We start from the raw sequence: 20,328 nt of genomic DNA on the forward strand, positions 1-20,328 counted from the left end.
GTCCGTAATCCTATTTAAGCGTCTTAATGAATTCGATGATGTCCTTGATCTCGTCCTCTTTGATTCTTCCTTGGAAGGAAGACATTGCAGGAGGGAATCCAGCTACGATCTTAGCTGTTGGAACAAGGATGGATTGTTTGATATAAGCGTCATCCGCAGTCACGGAAGATCCGTCTGCGAAGTCTCTCTTATTACCATAAAGACCTTTGAAGGATGGTCCAACAATCCTGGATCCATCGATGGAGTGGCATCCGCTACATCCAAGGCTTCCTTTAAAAAGAGCTTCTCCTCTTTCTGCAGGTCCTTTGTTGTTAGCGCCGGCGTTAGCAGCGATTTTTTCAGCCTGCCAAGCAGCGAATTGTTCGCCGTCCACCACACGAATCGTAGCCATCATATTGGAGTGTTTGGTTCCGCAATACTCAGTACAGAATACTGTGAAGTCCCCTTTCTCGATCGGAGTGAAAGTGAAAGTAGTTCTTCTGCCAGGAACCGCATCCATTTTGTTCCTGAATGCAGGAACATAGAAGCTATGTAGAACATCATCAGATGTAAGAATAAAACGAATGGTTTTGCCAACAGGAACTACTACGATCTCAGGTTTGAGAAGAGTAGAGTCCGGATCGTCCAACAACTTTTTGTCGCTAGGGCTATTGATCTCGATATCATTCGCGTATTTGAAAGTCCAAGCCCACTGACGAGCAGTAACGTGAACCTCAACATCACCTTTCTCTCCGACTCTGCGAAGATCGTGAAATACACTCCATCCCCAAGCGAAGATGATCATCATGATCACGAAAGGTATGAAGGACCAAAGGAACTCAGCAAGAGTGTTATGCGTGATATACGCACTTTTCTGGTCTTCAGTTTTTCTTCTATACTTGAAAATGAATATTACCATTCCCCCAATGAGAATGATAAAAGAGATAAGGCCCGAAACAAGAAGAAAGATATAGAGGTTGTCTACATCTCCCGATTCTTTAGTCGCTGGAACCGGCATGAAGCTTGTCGCCGTAATAAGAGAGAACCAGTTCATCGGATCGAAATCACTCCTTCCTTTATTTATACTGTACTAGACGAGTTTTGTTTCTTCCAAAAGCGGAATAAGAACGCTGCAAGGATAACGACGGTGAGAAAACCACCGATTCGCATGATATTGAACGCGTATAATGTATACCTATTTTTGGATGGATCAAATTGGAAGCAAAAAAGGGCAACACTGTCAGTCAAATCGCCGATTTTACCGTTTCCAGCCTCTACGAGAGATAATCTCAGGGTCCTTTCATCCATCGGGATCCCTTTTAAATATCTGGAAATTTGTCCTTCAGGGGTTATTACATATGCTACGGAAACATGCACCCATTGATCATTATAAGGATTCCATTTGTAGCTAAAACCCAAGCTGGAAGACAAAGCCTTTATTTCAGGATCATTCCCGGTTAAAAAACTCCAGCCGGAACCGTCCCCTCTTCCATAGTCTTTCACATATACTTCTTTTTTCGCTTTTGCTAGATCCGGCTTTTCTTTCGGATCAAAACTAACTGCTACGTAATTGAATTCTTTTCCTACTTCTAAATTCAATTCTTTGAGTGCAGTTGAGATCTCATTCAGATAAAGACTGCAAAGAGTGGGACATCGATAATACACTAAGGTAAGAAGAAGAGGCTTTCCTTCTTTCAAATAATCGCCAATGCGAACTTGTTTTCCTTGTTCATCTACGAAAGATAAATTGGTATCGATATGATTTCCTAATTTTTCTTCCAGACCTACACCTTCGAGTTCGGGAGGAACTGCATGTGCAGGTAGTTCTCTTTCGGTATCGAAGGATTGAATAGATAAGAATGGTAGAAAAAGTAGAAGAGCCGCAGCTATTTTTGAAAATCGCCGCGGATGATTGGAGGAGAACAACGTTCTATCCCGGATTCTTTCCTTACTTCGCCGCTGCCGAAGTGTTAGAAGGAACTACTTCATTATAATCTTTAACACCTTTGTGGAATGCAGAAAGATAAACGAAATAAAGAATGTTTGCGGTCAAGACGACCACGAATGTCCAAAAACCTGCCTTGTTGTAATGGTCTCCGTTTTGGCTCATGGAATGACTCCTAAAGTATCAGAAAAAAACGTTTCACTTTTGTAAAAAGCGAAAGATACCAGCCAGTTTTGGAGACCTATCTTTTTTTTGAAAGCGTTTTTGCTTTTCAGTGTTTTCATACGTTTGGAACCGACATAAAGAGCTTCTATCCTTAGGTCGGGGCACTAGAACGTTCGTTCTTTAGAATCATCGAATGCCTATTGTGTGAGAATTAGTCTCAGATCAAAATGCGCGCTTTCAATTTTCAAACATCAAATCTCTTGCCCCAAATCAATCTCGCTCAAGTATGGTAAAGAAGAGCTCGGATCCTCCGAAAAAACAGAATGATCGCTTCTACTTATTCTCAATTCAGAAAGTTTTCTCTCTTTCTGGTAATCTATTCAGTTTTAATTTTTCTAAATTTATTATATGGACCACTTGTCCGAGCTACTGACTCCGGACTCGCTTGTCCGGATTGGCCTTTTTGTTTCGGTAAAATTTTTCCTGACTTCGATTTTAATATTTTTATGGAAGTAGGACATAGATATTATTCCGGATTTTTAGGAATTGTTCTTATTGCGGGCACTGTTTGGACTGCAATCGTTCCGGAATTAAGAAAACCTTTCTTAGGTTATTTTATCTTAGGAATTTTACTTATCGCTTCTCAAGTTACTTTGGGAGGATTAACTGTTCTCCTATCTTTAGATCCTGCTACCGTTAATCTTCACTTATTAAATGCTATTTTATTTTTACTTTGTATTGCTACCGCGGCATTCAAAGCGCAGTACCTTGAAAATTCCACAAATTCAAATGAGTTTTTAACAAAACAAAGTTTATTGCAGAAGGACCAGATCCCTCTATTGATCGGAGTATTGTTGATCTTCTTCCAAATTATTTTAGGAGGAAGGGTAAGTTCGAATTACGCAGGGCTTGCTTGTTTAGAATTCCCTACTTGTAACGGAGAATGGATCCCTTCCATTCCGGAGCCTAAGATACAAATCCAGGTGCAACATAGATTGGGTGCCTATTTAGTGGCATTTTATATTCTTCTAATAAACCTTTATGGAATATTCAGAGGATTCTCATCGAAAACCAAAAAATACGTAAGGACTGCAATTATCCTTCTTCTCATACAGATAGGATTGGGAGTTGTGAACGTATACGCAAAACTTCCAAAACTTGTGACGGCTGCTCATACCGGAGTAGCTATTCTTCTTTTCTTGTCCATGTATGCAGTTTGGGTGCAGAGAGCTTCTGAACTTTCTAAGAGTAAGGTTTCTTAAATAGAATGAATAGTTTTCTTTCAGACTGGAACCAAATGATCAAGCCAAGGGTAAGCTCCTTAGTTTTGGCGACCGCTGTGCCTGGTTTATATCTTGGTGGTCCTGCTGCACCTAGCACACTTCTGGTATTCATGACGATGCTTGGGACTTTTTTAATGTCTTCTGCATCTTTTATATTCAACCAGATCATAGAAATAGATAGAGATTCTAAAATGAAACGGACTGCAAATCGTCCGCTTCCTGCAGGAAGGATCAGCATTGCCCAGGCCTGGATCGTTGGATTTGCAATGACTTTTGTTGCATTCGGGATCTTATACTATTTTGCGAATTTGCTAACTGCGCTATGTGCATTTGCCGCACTTCTCGCTTATGTTTTTCTTTATACCATTTTATTAAAACCAAGAACACACCAGAATATTGTAATAGGTGGAGTGGCAGGTTGTGTAGGACCTTTGATCGGTTATGCGGCCGTAAGTAATTCTTTACCTTTGCCTGCTTGGATATTATTCCTAATGATCTTCCTCTGGACCCCGGCTCACTTCTGGGCGCTTGCAATCTTCTTAAAAGAAGATTATAGCGACGCGAATTTTCCTATGCTGCCAGTAGTAAAAGGTGTGAAAGAAACCGGACGTTCTATATTATTTTACACAGTTTTGTATGTGGGATCTGTGATCGCATTCTATTGGGCAGAACCTTCCATGGGTTGGTTGTATATGATCTCTTCCGTGGCGCTGAGTATCTCTATACTTTATCTTTCCGTAAAATTATTCCAGAATCCCGAGCCAAAATTCGCGAGAGGATTTTTCTTCTTTAGCATTCTACACTTGTTTTTAATCAATATTTTAATTCTAATCGATCATTCAATCGCTGCCTGACTTTAAAAGTTCTCCAAACCGGTTTTTCGCTCAAAAAATTTCACTTCACTTTTTAAACCTTTCAGAGTTGACATTCGCTTAATAGCAGATAGTTTTCTCTCCTCAAGAGGTTTTCCCATGATCGATCTTTCGAATTCGGTTCGCCCTTATGTCCTGAAATTATTGGTGGTTTTAGGCTTAGTATCTTTTTCGGGCTCTCCAATTTTTTCTCAAAACAAACCGGGAGAATTCGACTCGGAATTGTATGCGCAGCTAGTAAGACAAAGTAATGTGCAGTTCACAAATTTGATCAAATCCAAGACCGTACTTGCAGATCATAAAGGTTGGAAGAAACCGATAGACAAAGCATTCGGTAAACTTTCTAAAAATTCCGGAAATCCTCCCTTTCCTCTAGTTTATAAAATTGTAAAGGAGGCAAGTTTCAACGCATTTGCAATGGCAGGTGGACAATTCTGCATTCATTCAGGCGCATTGGATTCTCTCGATGATATTATCAAACAAAAAGAAGCGGATGCAGCGCAGAAACTGGACTTCCATCGAGAAAGATATATCGCAGGAGTATTATCCCACGAGTTAGCTCATTTTTATAACAGACATGTTTTCAATAGTGTGAAAAAGTTTTATGCATTGAAAGATGAGCCCTCCGGAAAAGCATTTTTAGAAAATAGTAAATTTTCACAAGAGCAAGAGCTGGATGCGGACCAAACAGGTTTATTCTTATTGGATAAGGCTGGTTACGGTGGTGACTTTATGCTTATCACCCTTCAAACTTTAAATGAAGTAGAACAATCTTATAAAGAAGCATTAGCTTCTTCTAAAGCTGATAAAACTAGACCTGAGCTGATAGGTTCTCATTATTTCTCCAGCCACCCTTCTCCGAATGAAAGATTGTCCAGACTCAATACGGATAAACAAGAACTATATAGCTTCTTGGCTAAGATGGAAAAAACTTTCGATGATATCCAGCTTGGAAGAAATTTAGATGGAGCAAGATCCAATCTAGAAGACGGACTTAAAAAGTTCCCGGAGAACACTTACTTAAGTAAAGCTCTCGCAGTTTGTATGCACAAGATCTGGATGGCAACCGCTTCTAATGAAGAATTAAAATTAAAACCCGTATTGGACATGCCTTCTTTTAGAGATACAATGGTGTTTCCCCCGGATAAAAGTAAACGTGCAGTTATGAGGATTGTTCCAGGGAATGAGGCGGCTTATAATCGTGCACTTAAAGCGTACAGAGAAGTGATCGTAAAAACGGATGATCCGTATTTTCTCTCTAACTACGCCGTATTACTTTCTTATTCTGCAGACGAAAAAGATCTAGATGTAGCGGTTAGCGTTGCCAACAAAGCTTTCCAAGCAGAAGGAACCGTTGCATTAGCAAATAATTTAGGAGTAGTTCTATTTTGGACGGACAAGAGAGAAGAAGCAAAAGAACTTTTCAATCGCCTCGCGCTTTCCATTGATCAAAAGATCAGAACTCTTGCAAATCAAAGTGGAAACAATCCTCAGATCGCTCAATATCTAAGGACTATCGGTCAGTCCACAGCTCAAAAACAACAGGTGGATCCGGATTATATTTATGAGAACTTCACACCGATCTTAAATATTGCATTGGTTGAATCTTATTCCGCTGTAGATCCAAAATCAAAAGGGCTCGCAAGCTATTATTTGACTAATTACGATTCTACTTCCGGTTGGGCAAAGGTATTAGCAAAGATCCATACAATTGAACTGACTGCCCCCACTCCTGCAAACGAAGTGAATGCTTTCAAAGTTGGTGGAGTTGGTCCCGGTGATAAGTTAGAGGATCTTCTGAAAAACTGGGGAAAACCTACACGTATCAAAACGGATAAAAAAAGCGGTTTGGAATATTTCGAATACGATAACAAAGAGACTGCGTTTATCTTAGATATGGGAACCGTAGTGCAAGTGAATGTAGTCGGAGATAATAGCCCGGGATTAGGACAAGGAATTACAGTTGGATCTTCTAAGCCAGCTGCAGAAAAACTTTTAGGCTCTAAATTCAGAAAACAAGGTGAATATCACGACTACTACGAAAAAGGAAAAGCTTTCGTGAAATATAATAAACACGGAAAGATAGATCTTTTAGTGGTTCAGTGAACTACCTTTATAGAAAAACCTTCTAATCAAAATACCGGTCCCGGAAACAAAAACAGCCGGGACCCAAACATACAAAAGTTCTGATTGGATCACAATCCAACCTCTTTCCGTAAAAAAATTCCTTGGACCTATAGGGGAAACTCGGATCGGTCTATATTCAAAAAAGATCCTTTCAGAACTCCAAGGAATAAAGAATCCAACTCCTAAACCGCCTGTAGTCATGGCATCCAATATTCCATGAGATATCGCAGACACGAAAAGGAATAAAAAGATAGTAAGCCAACCTGCCTTTAGTTTTGTCCTGAAGAATGCAACAATGCAGGACATTATCAAAGCAAACACAATGGAATGAGTAAATCCTCTGTGCCCCCAATCGCTTTCGTATGGAATCCCAAATTTAAAAGCGACAACATCAAAATCAGGAAGAATAGAGAAAAATATTCCAAAAACTGCAAGTAATACAGGAACTTTCTTTTTTCCAAAAAAGAAGAAGAGCGAGATTGGAACTGCTGGATGGGTGAATATTGTGGCCATGAATTAATCTTTCCTAAGTCCTGCAACGGACCAAACTTCCATCCTTGCGAAAGAAGATCTTCATCTCCATTCCCTTCTCCGGAGCTTGGGCATGATAATCCAATTTGCATTCGGATTCAGAGGGAGAAAATGGATTTCGAGGAAGTTTTTCCTTAGGGCACCAGAATCTTTCCTTTTCGGAGCTATATAATTTCCAGTCGAAAGGATAAAGAGGATGGATCCCGGCATCTAAGAATAGATTCCTGGAAAGTTCCTGAGGCTGGTAAGGACTTCCTCCTCCGTGGACTCCTACGAACATATCCACTCTATCATCTCGAATATAGAGAGGTGATCCAGTATCGTTTAGGCAGAAATACCCATCATGGTACTTTCCATTCTGCATTTTGATCTTCTTCTCTTTGATCTTGGAGATAAAAGCTAATGCACCGATTACCTTGGATTTATTGCAGGAAGAAATTCTGGCCCCGATCTTCTCGCATAGATCCTTGAAACTCACTGCCAAGGTGCGATATGGAAACACTTGGTAATTATACCCGGCACCCCAACCCCATTCCAGATCATAGAGCTCGTATTTTCCTTCTCCGGCGAAATGGTATTTCTTTCCATCCTTTGCGATTCCGGAACCTTCCCAACGTACTTGTTCTAGGAATGTAGCAGATGCTCTGCCGATTTCTTTTCCTGAAGGAGAAAATGCGGCCACTTCCGTTCCTGGAAATGCTTCTTCCAATGCTAAATGATAATACGTAGGATAATAAGCACCTAGATTCGTTGGTTGGAATTCCGACAAACGTTCCAGGTCTTCTTGGGAGAGAAATCTTTCTAAGGGCTTCGGAGAATGATCCAGAGACGTTTGCATGGGTCGAAACGTATGCTGGTATGCCAAAGGTTTTAAATTGGCTCTTGGGTAGATGCAGGACTCTTTAGAGCGACGTATCTTAGATGTTTCGGACTTATTGGATGGATCTTCTAAAATGACAGCTTCTCCGTGAAATACACGGATGCCATGTTCCTTTTCAGGAAATTTACATTCACAACCTTCCGCAGAGTTAATGCAGAGTACTTTTGCGTAAACTGGAGGAGAGTTTTGGCTGAATAAGGAGGTGGAGAAGAGTAGAAGGTAGAGTAATATCCCGCTCCCAAGAGGGAGCGGGACCAGTTTTCTCAGAAAAAAGAGCAATTAGATGTTGCTCTCTCCTTCGCTGGAACCGCCAGTTGGGAACAGGCTTGGTGCAGGCGTAGGTTCTGGGGTCGCAACTGGAGCAGCAGGACGAGGCGCCGGTTTCTTTGGAGCAGCTTTTTTCTTAACTACTTTCTTTTTAGGCGCAGACTTCTTCTTAACTGCTTTCTTCTTAGTGGCTTTAACGACCTTTTTTTTCGCTACTTTCTTCTTTGCCGCTTTCTTCTTAGGTGCGGCTTTTTTCTTTGCTTTCTTCTTAGCTACCATGGTATAGATACTCCTTGTATCTGGGGAATCTTTCCGTTATTCCTAGAGTAAATTTCCACTCGTAAGACTTAGAGCAAAAAGAGTAAAACCTTTTTTCATTTTCTTTCATGAAAGCAATGTAAAACATTTCATAATGTTTCATTTCTATCTTAAGTTGCGCTGAATGAGTATCCTTGATCGGTAAAACTCTCTTCAGGAGAACGTAGTCGATGGCTAATTAAGAAGGTTTTGACTAAACCTTTTCCTTTCACCTTGATCTCTCCTCTTTCTGTTAACGCAAAATCGGTTTTAATTAGTTCTGCAGTGGACTCTGTGACCTGAATTTCTCCCGGAACACCATGAGATTCCATACGACTAGCAAGATTTACTGCATCTCCCCAGATATCATAGATGAATTTTTTAGTTCCGATGACTCCTGCGACTACTGGACCAGTATTAATTCCTATCCTCATACGCAGTTTAGTACCCATTTTCTTGAGTTTGAATTTTGAAAGAAGTTCCTTCATGTCCCATGCCATATGAGCTACAAGCAAAGGATGCGCCTCATTCGGTAAAGGAAGGCCTCCCACCGCCATATAAGAGTCTCCAATGGTCTTGATCTTCTCCAAACCGTACTTTTCTGCCAGAATATCGAAATGGGAGAATACTTCGTTTAAGATGCGTACTACGGACTCAGGCTTCATCACCGCAGAAATTTTAGTGAAACCAACGATATCTGCAAAAAGAATAGAAACATTCGGATAACTATCTGCGATGAGCCCGGTGTTTGACTTCAATTCTTGAGCTATAGAGCCAGGCAGAATGTTCAGCAGTAATTTTTCCGCCTTATCCTGTTCGATCCTGACTTTTTCATAAGCATCCGCAATCTCTACTCTAGCTTTTTCATTGTCTGCAAGCGTAGAACGTACTGTTCCGAGAACCAAATTGTAACGCTCTGCGATCTGACCCACTTCAGTGAATGGTTCTACTGGAACATCTACAGCCAAGTCCCCGGTCTTTCTCTGGTAATCCATTGCTAAAAATAGATCGATCAGCTCCGTAGTTGCCTTATGTTCCGAGATATTCAGTCCCATTCTTTCTTCATCCCCATCCACCCTGAGAGGGAAAAACTTATTAATCAGATAGAAGATCAGTAATGAAAGTCCGAATGCAAATCCGCCCACAGAAAGGATTCCCAAGACCTGGGTAAGAAGAAGAGAAGATCTAGTAACATTATGACCGATCAAATTCAAATCGCCGAAAATTCCGACTGCAATTGTTCCCCAAATTCCTCCGATCAAGTGGACAGGAATCGCTCCAACCGCATCATCTATCTTCAATTTTTCTAAGAGTTTTTCCGCAGGAAGAACGAAGGAGCCCGCAATACTACCTATGATCGCCGATTGAACTGGAGTGAAACAATCCGCGCCTGCAGTGATAGCAACTAATCCGGCCAAGGATCCATTCAAAGGAGCAGTCGCTTCCGGAAATCCTTTGATCAACCAAGCTGCTAACATCGCAACCATCAGAGAGAATCCGGAAGAGATAATCGTGTTTAGTATAATACCTGGAACTTTTTCGTTAAAACCTAGAGTACTTCCCCCATTGAATCCCATCCATCCGAACCAAAGAAGAATTCCGCCTAACATCGCCATAGGCAAGTTACTTCCAGTTACTGTTTTAGGCGGTTCGTTTTCCGGAAATCTTCCTATCCTTGCTCCAACGATAAGAAGAAGTGAAAGTGATACCCAACCACCCACACTATGAACCAAAGTGGAACCGGCGAAGTCATGAAATCCTCTTGCTGCCAACCAACCGTGATTCTCATCAGTTAAACTTCCTCCCCAACACCAATGACCGGCGATTGGGTAGATCACTCCCGAGATAAGAGCGGTAGCGAATAAATAAGAATGGAATTTTAATCTTTCTGCAACTGCTCCGGAGACTATCGTTGCAGAAGTTCCACAGAAAACCAATTGGAATAGGAAGAAGGTCGGAGGCCAAGCCTTACCTTCCGGAAATACAGGAGCAAATAAAGAAGTTCCTATAAGACCATTCCAAGTAACCCCGAACATAAGTCCGAATCCGAATGTATAAAAAAGAAGAGTAGCAACTCCGAAATCCGCCACGTTCTTAATAGCAACGTTAATTGAGTTCTTGGCTCTAGTAAGCCCAGACTCTAATACAAGGAAACCGCCTTGCATGATTAGCACCAGTCCTGAACATACCAAGACCCAAAGTATATCTAATAAGCTCTTTTCTAAGATCATAGAAAAGGTTCCCCCGAATGATTCCTGACGTATTTTGTTTCGCTTATCACTGTAAATTATCGGAATGATTTTATTCGAATCTAACAAGACGCAAGCGGGAAACCTCATTATAATTTGATAAAGAAGGATGATAAATACCCCGAAAACCCTCCCTTACTTGAGTGAGTTCTAATCCCCGGAGAGACTATGGGCACTTCTTCAAATCGTAAAACTTCCTTGGATCTTAGAGAAAATTCGATTTTTTTGAAGAACAGTGTTTATTTCGAACGTAACGACCGTTCTACAAAGTCTGATAGATAACGGCTAAAGCAGGGGCTTCGAAGGAGAAAAAAGCCTTTCCCTCTAAAAAGCCTGTTTTAAACAAGGATTAACTCTACAAAAACCGAGATGTTGGTATAATTCCATGAGGGAAATCAAAACCGTAACCGTTCTTGGCGCAAATGGGACAATGGGCGCCGGATCCGCAGCTATCGTGGCAGCTTTTGGTAAAGCAAAGGTCCATATGTTAGCCCGTGATGTTAACAAAGCTAAAGAAGGGATCGAAAAAGCTATTTCTTCCATCAAAACGGACACTATCCGTCCTAGATTAATTCCTGGTTCTTATGACCAAGACCTGGAAAAAGCAGTCTCAGAATCCGATTGGGTTTTCGAGCTTGTTGCAGAAAGTTATGAAGTTAAAGAACCGATCAACAAAAGGATCGCGAAAGCTCGTAAACCGGGCACTATCGTATCCACTGTTTCTTCCGGTCTTTCTATCGCTCGTCTAGCAGATGCTTTCGACGAAGACGGTAAAAAACATTATTACGGAACTCACTTCTTCAACCCTCCGTATAAAATGATCCTTTGCGAATTGGTAACTCATGCAGGAAACGATAAGAAAGTTACTAAAAAACTAGGCGAGTATCTGGATAAAACTCTGGGACGCGCTGTAGTTTATACGAATGATACTCCAGCATTCGCAGGTAACAGGATCGGATTCCAGTTGATCAATGAAGCTGCTATCAAAGCGGAAGAATATTCCGACAAGGGTGGTATCGCACTTATCGACGCGATCATGAGCGGATACACTGGAAGAGCAATGGCTCCTCTAGACACTGCTGACTTCGTTGGTTTAGATGTTCACAAGGCAATCGTAGACAACCTCTATGAGATGACTAAAGATGCTGCACATTCTACATTCAAACTTCCTGGTTATTTCCAAAAGTTAATCGATCGCGGTGACTTAGGAAGAAAGTCCGGACAAGGTCTTTATAAAATGACCAAAACTCCTGACGGTAAAAAGGAAAAACTCTATTACGATATCAAAGGTGACCTGTTTGTTCCGGTACCTAAATTTGATATTCCTTTTATCAAGGAAGCAAACCGCAGGATCGGCGAAGCTGATTATATCGGTGCAATGAATATCGTAAAAGAAGCGAAAGGTCTGGAAGCAGATATCGCTCGTTACTTTATCGCTCGTTACGTAAGCTACTCTCTTTCCCTCGTAGGAGAAGTTGTAGATAGCAAAGAAATGACTGACCTTGCAATGGGAACCGGATTTAACTGGGCACCTGCTTCTGCATTCGTGGACTTCTTAGGCGGACCTAAGGAAACAATCAGTCTAATCACTAAAGCAAAACTTCCTGTTCCGGAAGTATTGGCAAAAGCGAAAGCGGGAAAACCTTTCTATCAATTGAAAGATATTTTAGACGCTCGTTCTCTTTTTAAAGGATAATAAGGGAGGAAAGATTACATGAAAGATGCAGTTTACGTACTCGGCGGAGAGCAAACAGACTTCCAACGTAACTGGACTAAAGAAGGAAAAACCTTCATGTCCTTGTTCAGGGAAGCCGTTCAAGACGGACTAGAAAAAGTTGGTCTTACTCCTGACGAAATCAAAAAGTTAAACAAACAAAATCGTATCGGTGTTTTCGTTGGAAACTTCGATGCAGAACAATATGCAGTCCAAGGACACTTGGGAGCTTTCTTAACTGAAGTTGATCCTTGTTTCTTCGGAGTTCCAGGCGCTCGTTATGAAGCTGCTTGTGCTTCCGGCTCTGTTGCTCTAGATGCTGCTCAAACCAAACTTCGCTCTAAAGATTATGATGTAGCGATCGTTGTTGGTATGGAAATTATGAAGACAGTTTCTTCTTCCGTAGGTGGAGACTTCTTAGGAACAGCAGCTTATTACGACAAAGAAGCTAAGGGAGTTCAATTCCCATTCCCTAAACTTTTCGGAAAACTCGCGGACGTTCTTTTAGAGCGTTACAAGTTGGATGAAAAACGTTATATGGGAGCTCTTGCGGAAATTTCTAGAATCAATTACGCAAACGCAAAACGTAACCCTAAAGCTCAAACTCGCTCTTGGTTCATGAATAATGAACATGCAAATTCAAGAGGCGGAGAGTTCAATATGGCAGTGGGTGGACGCCTTGCAATCACCGACTGTTCTCAAGTAACTGACGGCGCTGCGTTAGTAGTTCTTGCTAACAAGAATTACGCAGAAGAGTTCGCTAAGAAAAAAGGAACTAAACTTTCTGCTTATCCTAAGATCAAAGGATGGGGTCATAGAGTTGCTCCAATCACTTTCGAAGCAAAAGTTGCTGAATCTAAAGGTGACAAATGGGTTCTTCCTTGGACTCGCCAAACCGTTAAAGATGCATTCGACCGTTCCGGTTTGAACACTAAGGACATCGACGTATTCGAAACTCACGACTGTTTCACTTCTTCCGAGTATGCAGCGATCTCCGCTTTCGGGATCACTCAACCTGGTAAAGAACACGAAGCAATCGAAGACGGAGTGATCGACTTCCACGGTAAAAAACCGATCAACCCATCCGGTGGACTTATCGGAGCGGGACACCCTGTTGGAGCTTCCGGTGTGAGAATGATGTTAGACATCTATAAACAAGTTACCGGAACTGCAGGTGATTACCAAGTAGAAGGCGCTAAAAATGGACTGATGCTCAATATCGGAGGATCAGCAACCACCAATTACGTGTTCGTAGTCGGAAAATAAATTCTTTCTACAAAAAAGAATGGAAAAGCCCGGTATCCCCGGGCTTTTCGTTTATATGGGTTTACGCACGGCAAAAGATTGGAATCAATTTTTACTTAGGTTCTTCGTAGCTCTTGGAATTTGGGAAGTTGCCTCAGTTTCCCTTCGAACTTTATTATTCTCTACTTTCTATTTTGATCCAAACTTAAAAAACTTCTTCGTTCCTATGTCCCAAGTATTTTGGATCGGACCTATCGTTGCAGACATCTTAGAAGTATTCTTCATTGGAATATTAGCATCTCTTGTTAGACCTGCATTGCCTTATGGACTTTTAGGCGGACTGTTGACCGGGATTTGTTTTTCAATCGCTGCCTTTGTAGCTCCTGCTTTAGCGATCTCCCAATTCACCGGCGCCTTCCCAGTAAAATTGGTCTGGCTTTGGGTCTTCTACCAATCCGTTCTAAGCATATTAGCTTCTTTTGTTTTTACGTTCACAAGCGAAGAAGATTAACTGATCCCAAATCCGTTCTGAATTTCTAGAACTTCATTCCAAATCTAAAAACCCCGGGAGTAAATTTTCACTAACCTGGGTCCAATTTTCAAAAGAAAAAACCCTTTTGTTTTTTGTATGAAAAAGATCCTTTTGGTCCTAATCTCACTGGTTACTTTTGGAAATCTTTCCGCAAGTCCAAAAGATCAATACGAGATCCCAAACGTTCCCCTTTATTCCTTGGATCTAGAAAGAAAAACATTATACCAAGAACTTAACCAAATACCGGAAGAAGATCTGGTTATTCTAAATTTCACTAGCTCTGACTGCCCTCCTTGCAAAGAAGAAGTCCCAAATCTATTAGAATATTCTAAAAAATGGAACGGCTCTCATCCAAAAACGAAACTACATCTTTGGATCGTGTTTGTAGGAGATGATCCAAATTCCGTTTCTAAATTAGCCAATGAGTTAGGGATCAAAAAGCAAGCTTCCTTATATTTTGATAGCTTACAAACAAGTATGAGAATTTTAGAATTTCCAGGAACTCCTACAACCATAGTCGTTAACAAGAAAAAAGTCCTATTCAAAGAATATGGATACAACGAAGAAAACTGGTCCAAAATGATTTCCATTCTGGAAAATAGGAAATAATCTTTTGAAAGTTTTTTCTGTAAAGCCGCAGCCTCGGATTGTTGGAACTCCAACAAGGATCACCTTTTTAAAATTTAATTGTATTCTCTTATTATTCTTTCTTTCCAGCACGGGAATTCTCTCTAAAGAAAATTCAGTTCAGAAAATATATATCCATAAACTCAAATTAGAGAATGGGGTTCCCAAATACTTAGAAAACAGATTTAGGAACGGGATCATCAATTCTATATTAAGAAATTTTGAAGGAAAATTCAATATTGCCGACGACGATTCTTTGGCAGCGCTTCTAAAACAAGTAGAGTTAAATCAAAAGTTAAACTGTAGCGATGAGATCTGTATGAAACAAATCGCAGATGCAATCGACGCAGATGAACTGATCTCCGGCACAATTTTTCCTTCAAATAAAGGTTATAAGATCAATTTAAGATCCCAAAAAAGGGATTCGGTAGCCCTAACTTATACGATCAAAACTTCCTTTGATCTGGAATTTCCGGAATACCAAATCGATTATTATTCTTCCGAAGCGGGACGAAAACTAATCGATCCAAGGTACGCGATCAATTTTGCAGCAGCATTCCCTGGGGCAGTGGAGAAAGTAGAATTTCCCAGTTTTAAGGTCCAAGATGATAAAACCGGAGAGATCAACGTCCTAAATTTCAAAGTAGAAGACCAAGGCGCTAAAAGTTTTATAGAAACGATCCGGCCAAAACTTTCCAAAGCGGATGATCTAGTAAAAGAAAAACTCTATGAAAAATCCATTCCAGAATATGTAGATACATTAAACGCTTTAGAGCAGAGGCTTTCCGATAGGTCCAAAACAGAGATGTCGGATTATCTAAAAAATATTCGAGGCAAAATATCTAATTCTTATTTTCTAATATACAAAGATAAGTTTTCCGAAATGGACTTATCCGCTCAGAAAGGTGGAGAGATCTCCTCTTTGAAAAAATTAAATGAAGATTATAAGGATCTCAAAAAAGATTACACTTCTAAAACACCTTCTTCTTTCCGATTGCCTGAATTTGAAAAAGCATTGGATGATCGGATAGAAAAACTGAATTTTCTGATTTTCGGTCTCCAAGAGAAAGAAGGAGATAGACTTTATGCGGATTTTGATTTCACAGGTGCAATCTTAAATTATAGATCCGTTCGCAGCGAACTTATCAAATTAAGATCAGGACCGGAATCTTCCGCATTAAGATCAAGAGTAGAAAGAAAGATCCTTACTTCCGAAACTACTGGAAGATCTTATTTACAAAGTAAACTTTCAGGATCATATCAAAGTTTAGAAAAATCATTTTTGGCAGAAGCCTTAGAATCGGACCCGGATCGTAAGAAAAATTATATAGAGAAGATAGGAGAAGGTTTCAAACAGATTCTAGAAATTTTAGCAAGATCAGAATTCGTTTCGGAAGAACAGATAAAGTATTTCAATCATTTCCGTACCAAGGCCGCTCCTCAAGTCGGTAAAAATTTATTCGATCAGGAAAGAGCGGACCTTCTTCTTCATGAAGGAATAGATAAAAAATCCAGAACCCAAGTGGACACATGTATCAAGTTAGGAGCCAATCCAAATTCTATACATTCAGATTCGGGTAAAAACGCTGCACAAAGATTAGCTGAAAACGATACGATCCTGATCAGTCCCGACTCTTTAAAAATTTTGAGAAGTTCCATCAAAACCGATTCAAATTTGGATTCGGATTTTTTCGAATCCGTTCGCCAAAGGAAAATAGAAGATATCAATCGATTTGTGTTAAGAGGTTCGGATCCAAACACAAAAGATTATTTGGATAATACTCCTCTACATAAGTCGGCAGGTTTCGGATATTATGAAATATCTTCCTTTCTTTTACAAATAGGAGCTGAGCTGAATTCTAAAAACGGAGAAGGAGAAACTCCGCTTCATAGAGCTGTTCTTCATGGTTTCTATGAGTTATGCACTTTGTTTTTAAGATCTGGAGCTGATCCAAATGCTACTCGAAATGATGGAATGACTCCTTTACATTTATCTGTTCAATTTCCTGATATTACTCGATTACTTCTACAAAGAGGATCGGACTTGAATATGAAGAACGACGAGGGTTGGACGCCTGTTCATAAAGCTGCCGAAAGTGGAGATCCGGAATCCTTAAAACTATTGATCCAAGCCGGCGCGAGAGTTAACGAAAAAGATAATATTGGTTGGACTCCTATGGATTGGGCAGTCCAAAAGAATCGGTACGAGAACCCGAATATAGTAAAAATACTTAAAAAAGCAGGGGCGGAATGCCAGGTAAACTGTGTGGAGTGACCTGGCTTATCTTTTTCTAAATCATGTTCCTAATTTGGAAAATTCTTCCGAACTGCTTCTTTTGAAAGATTACCTTCCTTATCGGTTCTGATCAATAATGCATCTATGTAGAGCGCAGGCTTTCCTTTTGTATAAGCTACTATGATAAATCCATCCGAAACATTTACGATACGGTGAGCCAAATAAAGTCTTTTGGTTTGTTTTTTCTCCCAAATCTTTTTTCCTTCGACGGAAAATTTTACTAAACGTAAAGGACCTTCCCCATCCGCAGAAAGTGCCATAAAATCTTTTTCGGGAGTTTCTATAATATCGGTTAAGAATCCAAGTCCTTCTATTTTATGGACTGTTTCCCAGATTACATCTCCATTTTGATTCAACTTCATAAGCCAGGTCTGAGTGTTTCTTGGACTTGGAGTTACTGCCCCAGCTAGAAGCAGATTCCCGTCTGAAACAGGAATGATCCTAGAAGCCCATTCTTCTATTCCTGATTTACCGTACTGCTTTTTCCAAACAGGTTTCCCGTCTTCATCAATCTTATGAAGGATTACATCTTTCTGGGATTCCTTTCCCGAATGGATGCTTGTATTCTCCGCTAGGATTACCCCTCCATCAGAAAATCCTAAACTAGTTTCAGGGAAATTTTTGATATCCTTTAGTTGTTTTATAAACTTAAGATCTCCATCTTTAGAGAACCGAACGAATAGATATGCAGTCTCGATCGTACTAGAGACTCTAGTGATATTACCTTCGACAGTTTCTTTTTCGATCCTAGATTGAACAGAAACAATAGCGGTCCATTTTCCATTGGATAATTCATGTAGATGATAAACCGCTACGTCTGTTTCTCCACAGAATGAATCACAAAAATCTTTCGGTAGAATATATTTGTCCCAAACTAGTTTACCTTCAGAATCGTATTTCATAAACGCGAGCTGTTTTTTCTCAACGGAACCCATAGTTCCCATCGTAACGAATCCACCGTCTGATGTTTCGCGAGTGAGTTTAGATAACACACTTTCATGATTCAAAACGAATTGAGTATATCCGCCCAGGTCGATCGGTTTGCCAGTAAACAAGTATCTCCACCAGACAGGATTTCCGTTTCCGTCGATCTTTGTTGCCCAAGCATTAGAATATTTTCTTTTTTCTGCGAGCGAATTTGTATCGAGTCTGCTGCAATCATTTGCAGATCCAATAATAACAGAACTGCCGTCTTTCAATATCACGAAGTGACCCGGTAGATCTTCCGGACAATCTTTGGCGACCATACCGTTATATTGTTCTCCACCGATAATCGTCTGCCAAAGGTTTGCAGTCTGAGACCATGTAGGAAATGAGAGGAAGGATAATAAAATTGTTAAGAATAAGTATCGTTTCATGTGGAGTCCAAAAGGAAGCAAACGATGGAGAATTTTTAGATTTTGTAAAGAATTTATTGCTTCAATTGGAATTCCTATATATCCCCCAGGTTACAGATCTATTTAAGCTTCCGGAATACTTTTGGAATATTCTTCCGGACTTTTACCCACCATTCGTTTGAAATCTTTTATAAAATGTGCCTGATCAAAATATCCGAGTTCCAATGCTAATTCGACCCAGTCAGTATCTTTGGTAATCCGATCTAAAATCTCAAACATTCTGTAACGATTGATCACCCATTTAGGACCGACTCCCACATATTGATTGAAGATACGTTGTAAAGATCGTTTATTCATTCCGGAAAGTCGGACCATATCCTCTACTTTCAAGATAGATCTATCGTTAGAAACTTTTTCGGTTAGTTCATTGACCCAGCTGATTGTTTCATCTTCTTCAGGAAGTCTTTCGTATAAAAAATTTTCTGCAAATTGTACTAGATCGGATTCGGAATCTAATTCGAATACTTCTCGTTCCAATGGCTCGGTTGGAATTCCAAAAACTTGTTCTATTCGAATTGTTTTGTCTGTTATCTCTGATAATGATCTTTTGTAAAATGGGTAGAATGCGCCGGGTTTAAACTTGATCCCGAACACACGACCTTCTCCTTCTAACCTTTGTGAGAATCTGCCGCTAACCACTCCGAAAATTTTGGTATTCTCTTTTTCAAAAACCAAATGAACGGATGGGTGTGGAAGATTTTCTTGGACCATAGGTCCTGCTTCTCTCATGTCCCATCGAACAGACCAATAATGTTCCACGAAAAAACTTAAGTCCTGAGAAGGAGCACTTCTAGTTAAACTCCAATTCTCTCCCGTAATGGATTTGATGATCCCTCTAGGTTTGTTTAAGTCTGTTTTCAAGATCGGACCCTGGATTTATTTCTTTCAAATTCTCCCTATTTGTCGCGTTTTTACAATCTTTTTGTTTAGTGCTCTGTTATTCTTCTTCATACAAAAACGAAGAGAAGATCGATCGGATCGAACTCAGGAGACATTATGGAAATCAAATCTGAAATTTATATAGCAGCAAAACCTGAACTAGTTTGGAACATTTTAGTTTCTAAGGAAGAAAGTAGCAAAATTTTTCACGGGTGCGGGATCGAATCCGATTTCAAAACAGGAAGTAATTACGCTTATATAGGACCTGGCCCTTCAGGAGACAAAACAGTTCATGTAGAAGGAAAAATTCTGGAAATTATTCCGAATAAAATCCTATCAATGACTCTTTTGGTCGGCTCCGTATATGGAGAACATTACAAAAACTTTGAGTCCAGGACGGTCTATACTTTAGAACCTTATGGTAAGTTAACCAGGTTAAAATTAGTGAACGATCAAATTAAAGAAGGAGACCCATCTTATGAGCGTTCTGCAGATGGGGGATGGGCGAGAGTTTTATCATCTATTAAAAGTTTAGCGGAAACAGGAAAACCTTTAGAGCTTCCAATGGGAGAAGATTGATAATCTAAGTTTTGAGCAAGATGATAGAAATGGAGAATTCAATCTACTTTTTCAAAATTGGTTTTGAATATCTCCAAATCCTCTTCCAAAATTTTCCGGATCCAATCAGGGATCGGAATAGAGGATTTGTTTCTATGGTCGTAAGAAACTTGGACCGTTTTCGCCTTAGTAAAAATTTCTTTGGTCTCGCTATGGCGAATCAAAGAAGTAAAGTCCCAAGACTTATTTCCTATTTTAGAAACGCAGGTCCAAACTTCTATAGGATGAAAAAGTTCTACCGCTTTGAGCATATCAACTTCCATTCTTGCAAGTAAGAATGGAACATCATAGATATCTTTTGTATTAAACTTCTTGGAACAATAATCCACTCTTCCTATTTCAAAATAGGACATGTATCTTGCATTATTCACATGAGCGAAAGGATCCAAATCGTTCCATCTGGTTTGGATCGGAGTGATAATCAT

The 20,328-nt window shown here is 40.1% G+C and carries 19 protein-coding genes; 9 read left to right on the forward strand and 10 right to left on the reverse strand.

The genetic code is table 11. The features are described from left to right. Positions 1–10 precede the first annotated feature (10 nt). The 3 genes from coxB to EHO65_RS19945 are packed head-to-tail and all read right to left on the reverse strand — an operon-like array spanning position 11 to position 2,089. Complete coding sequence (gene coxB, locus EHO65_RS15170; RefSeq protein WP_208744108.1) at positions 11–1,033, reverse strand: cytochrome c oxidase subunit II; 1,023 nt, start codon at positions 1,031–1,033, stop codon at positions 11–13. 26 nt (positions 1,034–1,059) lie between these two features. Further along, entirely contained in the window at positions 1,060–1,905 is an 846-nt protein-coding gene (locus tag EHO65_RS15175) for an SCO family protein (protein ID WP_135775411.1), read from the reverse strand. Between the two features lie 22 nt (positions 1,906–1,927). Then, complete coding sequence (locus EHO65_RS19945) at positions 1,928–2,089, reverse strand: hypothetical protein (RefSeq protein ID WP_167482042.1); 162 nt, start codon at positions 2,087–2,089, stop codon at positions 1,928–1,930. Positions 2,090–2,412: 323 nt separating this feature from the next. On the opposite strand from EHO65_RS19945, the gene EHO65_RS15180 reads away from it, so the two are divergent. The 3 genes from EHO65_RS15180 to EHO65_RS15190 all read left to right on the forward strand — a co-directional run bounded on the left by EHO65_RS15180 (position 2,413) and on the right by EHO65_RS15190 (position 6,350). Continuing rightward, positions 2,413–3,351, forward strand: a complete 939-nt coding sequence (locus tag EHO65_RS15180; RefSeq protein ID WP_135775412.1) for a COX15/CtaA family protein — start codon at positions 2,413–2,415, stop codon at positions 3,349–3,351. A 5-nt stretch (positions 3,352–3,356) separates the two neighbouring features. Then, the gene (gene cyoE / locus EHO65_RS15185; RefSeq protein ID WP_135775413.1) at positions 3,357–4,226 is read left to right on the forward strand and encodes a heme o synthase; all 870 of its coding nucleotides are present in this window, start codon (positions 3,357–3,359) and stop codon (positions 4,224–4,226) included. 117 nt (positions 4,227–4,343) lie between these two features. Beyond that, the gene (locus EHO65_RS15190; protein WP_135775414.1) at positions 4,344–6,350 is read left to right on the forward strand and encodes a M48 family metallopeptidase; all 2,007 of its coding nucleotides are present in this window, start codon (positions 4,344–4,346) and stop codon (positions 6,348–6,350) included. Here the strand turns inward: EHO65_RS15190 and EHO65_RS15195 are convergent. From EHO65_RS15195 to amt, 4 genes are all read right to left on the reverse strand, one after another. Continuing rightward, on the reverse strand, positions 6,336–6,884 hold the full coding sequence (locus EHO65_RS15195; protein ID WP_135775415.1) for a metal-dependent hydrolase: 549 nt from the start codon (positions 6,882–6,884) through the stop codon (positions 6,336–6,338). The genes EHO65_RS15190 and EHO65_RS15195 overlap by 15 nt on opposite strands. A 13-nt stretch (positions 6,885–6,897) precedes the next feature. Then, on the reverse strand, positions 6,898–8,061 hold the full coding sequence (locus EHO65_RS15200; protein ID WP_135775416.1) for an RlpA-like double-psi beta-barrel domain-containing protein: 1,164 nt from the start codon (positions 8,059–8,061) through the stop codon (positions 6,898–6,900). Continuing rightward, positions 8,062–8,328 carry a hypothetical protein gene (locus EHO65_RS19995; protein WP_010513955.1) on the reverse strand — a complete coding sequence of 89 codons (267 nt, stop codon included), beginning with the start codon at positions 8,326–8,328 and terminating at the stop codon, positions 8,062–8,064. 149 nt (positions 8,329–8,477) lie between these two features. Further along, positions 8,478–10,577, reverse strand: a complete 2,100-nt coding sequence (amt, locus tag EHO65_RS15210) for an ammonium transporter (RefSeq protein WP_135775417.1) — start codon at positions 10,575–10,577, stop codon at positions 8,478–8,480. A gap of 403 nt (positions 10,578–10,980) precedes the next feature. On the opposite strand from amt, the gene EHO65_RS15215 reads away from it, so the two are divergent. The 5 genes from EHO65_RS15215 (at position 10,981) to EHO65_RS15235 (ending at position 16,988) form a co-directional block, all read left to right on the forward strand. Continuing rightward, positions 10,981–12,291, forward strand: a complete 1,311-nt coding sequence (locus tag EHO65_RS15215; RefSeq protein WP_135775418.1) for a 3-hydroxyacyl-CoA dehydrogenase family protein — start codon at positions 10,981–10,983, stop codon at positions 12,289–12,291. Positions 12,292–12,309: 18 nt separating this feature from the next. Beyond that, positions 12,310–13,575 (forward strand): acetyl-CoA acetyltransferase, encoded by a 1,266-nt coding sequence (locus EHO65_RS15220; RefSeq protein ID WP_100722186.1) that lies wholly within the window; start codon positions 12,310–12,312, stop codon positions 13,573–13,575. A 55-nt stretch (positions 13,576–13,630) separates the two neighbouring features. Next, positions 13,631–14,065 (forward strand): hypothetical protein, encoded by a 435-nt coding sequence (locus tag EHO65_RS15225; protein WP_208744110.1) that lies wholly within the window; start codon positions 13,631–13,633, stop codon positions 14,063–14,065. Between the two features lie 117 nt (positions 14,066–14,182). Next, entirely contained in the window at positions 14,183–14,695 is a 513-nt protein-coding gene (locus tag EHO65_RS15230; protein WP_135775420.1) for a TlpA family protein disulfide reductase, read from the forward strand. A 4-nt stretch (positions 14,696–14,699) separates the two neighbouring features. Next, positions 14,700–16,988 (forward strand): ankyrin repeat domain-containing protein, encoded by a 2,289-nt coding sequence (locus EHO65_RS15235; RefSeq protein ID WP_135775421.1) that lies wholly within the window; start codon positions 14,700–14,702, stop codon positions 16,986–16,988. Between the two features lie 29 nt (positions 16,989–17,017). On the opposite strand, the gene EHO65_RS15240 is transcribed toward EHO65_RS15235, so the two are convergent. Together EHO65_RS15240 and EHO65_RS15245 are read right to left on the reverse strand one after the other, a co-directional pair. Beyond that, on the reverse strand, positions 17,018–18,367 hold the full coding sequence (locus EHO65_RS15240) for a hypothetical protein (RefSeq protein WP_135775422.1): 1,350 nt from the start codon (positions 18,365–18,367) through the stop codon (positions 17,018–17,020). A 102-nt stretch (positions 18,368–18,469) separates the two neighbouring features. Then, positions 18,470–19,267 (reverse strand): helix-turn-helix domain-containing protein, encoded by a 798-nt coding sequence (locus EHO65_RS15245; protein WP_135775423.1) that lies wholly within the window; start codon positions 19,265–19,267, stop codon positions 18,470–18,472. Between the two features lie 135 nt (positions 19,268–19,402). Between EHO65_RS15245 and EHO65_RS15250 the strand changes: the two genes are divergently transcribed. Continuing rightward, positions 19,403–19,864 carry an SRPBCC domain-containing protein gene (locus EHO65_RS15250; RefSeq protein WP_244243546.1) on the forward strand — a complete coding sequence of 154 codons (462 nt, stop codon included), beginning with the start codon at positions 19,403–19,405 and terminating at the stop codon, positions 19,862–19,864. Between the two features lie 38 nt (positions 19,865–19,902). On the opposite strand, the gene EHO65_RS15255 is transcribed toward EHO65_RS15250, so the two are convergent. Beyond that, positions 19,903–20,328 (reverse strand): acyl-CoA thioesterase, encoded by a 426-nt coding sequence (locus EHO65_RS15255; protein WP_135775424.1) that lies wholly within the window; start codon positions 20,326–20,328, stop codon positions 19,903–19,905.

The organism is Leptospira andrefontaineae, assembly GCF_004770105.1.
Lineage (GTDB): Bacteria > Spirochaetota > Leptospiria > Leptospirales > Leptospiraceae > Leptospira_B > Leptospira_B andrefontaineae.

Coding starts and splice junctions, on each gene's coding strand:
- coxB (WP_208744108.1), bottom strand. CDS start 1,033: ATGAACTGGTTCTCTCTTATTACGGCGACAAGCTTCATGCCGGTTCCA.
- EHO65_RS19945 (WP_167482042.1), bottom strand. CDS start 2,089: ATGAGCCAAAACGGAGACCATTACAACAAGGCAGGTTTTTGGACATTC.
- EHO65_RS15180 (WP_135775412.1), top strand. CDS start 2,413: ATGATCGCTTCTACTTATTCTCAATTCAGAAAGTTTTCTCTCTTTCTG.
- cyoE (WP_135775413.1), top strand. CDS start 3,357: ATGAATAGTTTTCTTTCAGACTGGAACCAAATGATCAAGCCAAGGGTA.
- EHO65_RS15190 (WP_135775414.1), top strand. CDS start 4,344: ATGATCGATCTTTCGAATTCGGTTCGCCCTTATGTCCTGAAATTATTG.
- EHO65_RS15195 (WP_135775415.1), bottom strand. CDS start 6,884: ATGGCCACAATATTCACCCATCCAGCAGTTCCAATCTCGCTCTTCTTC.
- EHO65_RS19995 (WP_010513955.1), bottom strand. CDS start 8,328: ATGGTAGCTAAGAAGAAAGCAAAGAAAAAAGCCGCACCTAAGAAGAAA.
- amt (WP_135775417.1), bottom strand. CDS start 10,577: ATGATCTTAGAAAAGAGCTTATTAGATATACTTTGGGTCTTGGTATGT.
- EHO65_RS15215 (WP_135775418.1), top strand. CDS start 10,981: ATGAGGGAAATCAAAACCGTAACCGTTCTTGGCGCAAATGGGACAATG.
- EHO65_RS15220 (WP_100722186.1), top strand. CDS start 12,310: ATGAAAGATGCAGTTTACGTACTCGGCGGAGAGCAAACAGACTTCCAA.
- EHO65_RS15225 (WP_208744110.1), top strand. CDS start 13,631: ATGGGTTTACGCACGGCAAAAGATTGGAATCAATTTTTACTTAGGTTC.
- EHO65_RS15230 (WP_135775420.1), top strand. CDS start 14,183: ATGAAAAAGATCCTTTTGGTCCTAATCTCACTGGTTACTTTTGGAAAT.
- EHO65_RS15240 (WP_135775422.1), bottom strand. CDS start 18,367: ATGAAACGATACTTATTCTTAACAATTTTATTATCCTTCCTCTCATTT.
- EHO65_RS15250 (WP_244243546.1), top strand. CDS start 19,403: ATGGAAATCAAATCTGAAATTTATATAGCAGCAAAACCTGAACTAGTT.
- EHO65_RS15255 (WP_135775424.1), bottom strand. CDS start 20,328: ATGATTATCACTCCGATCCAAACCAGATGGAACGATTTGGATCCTTTC.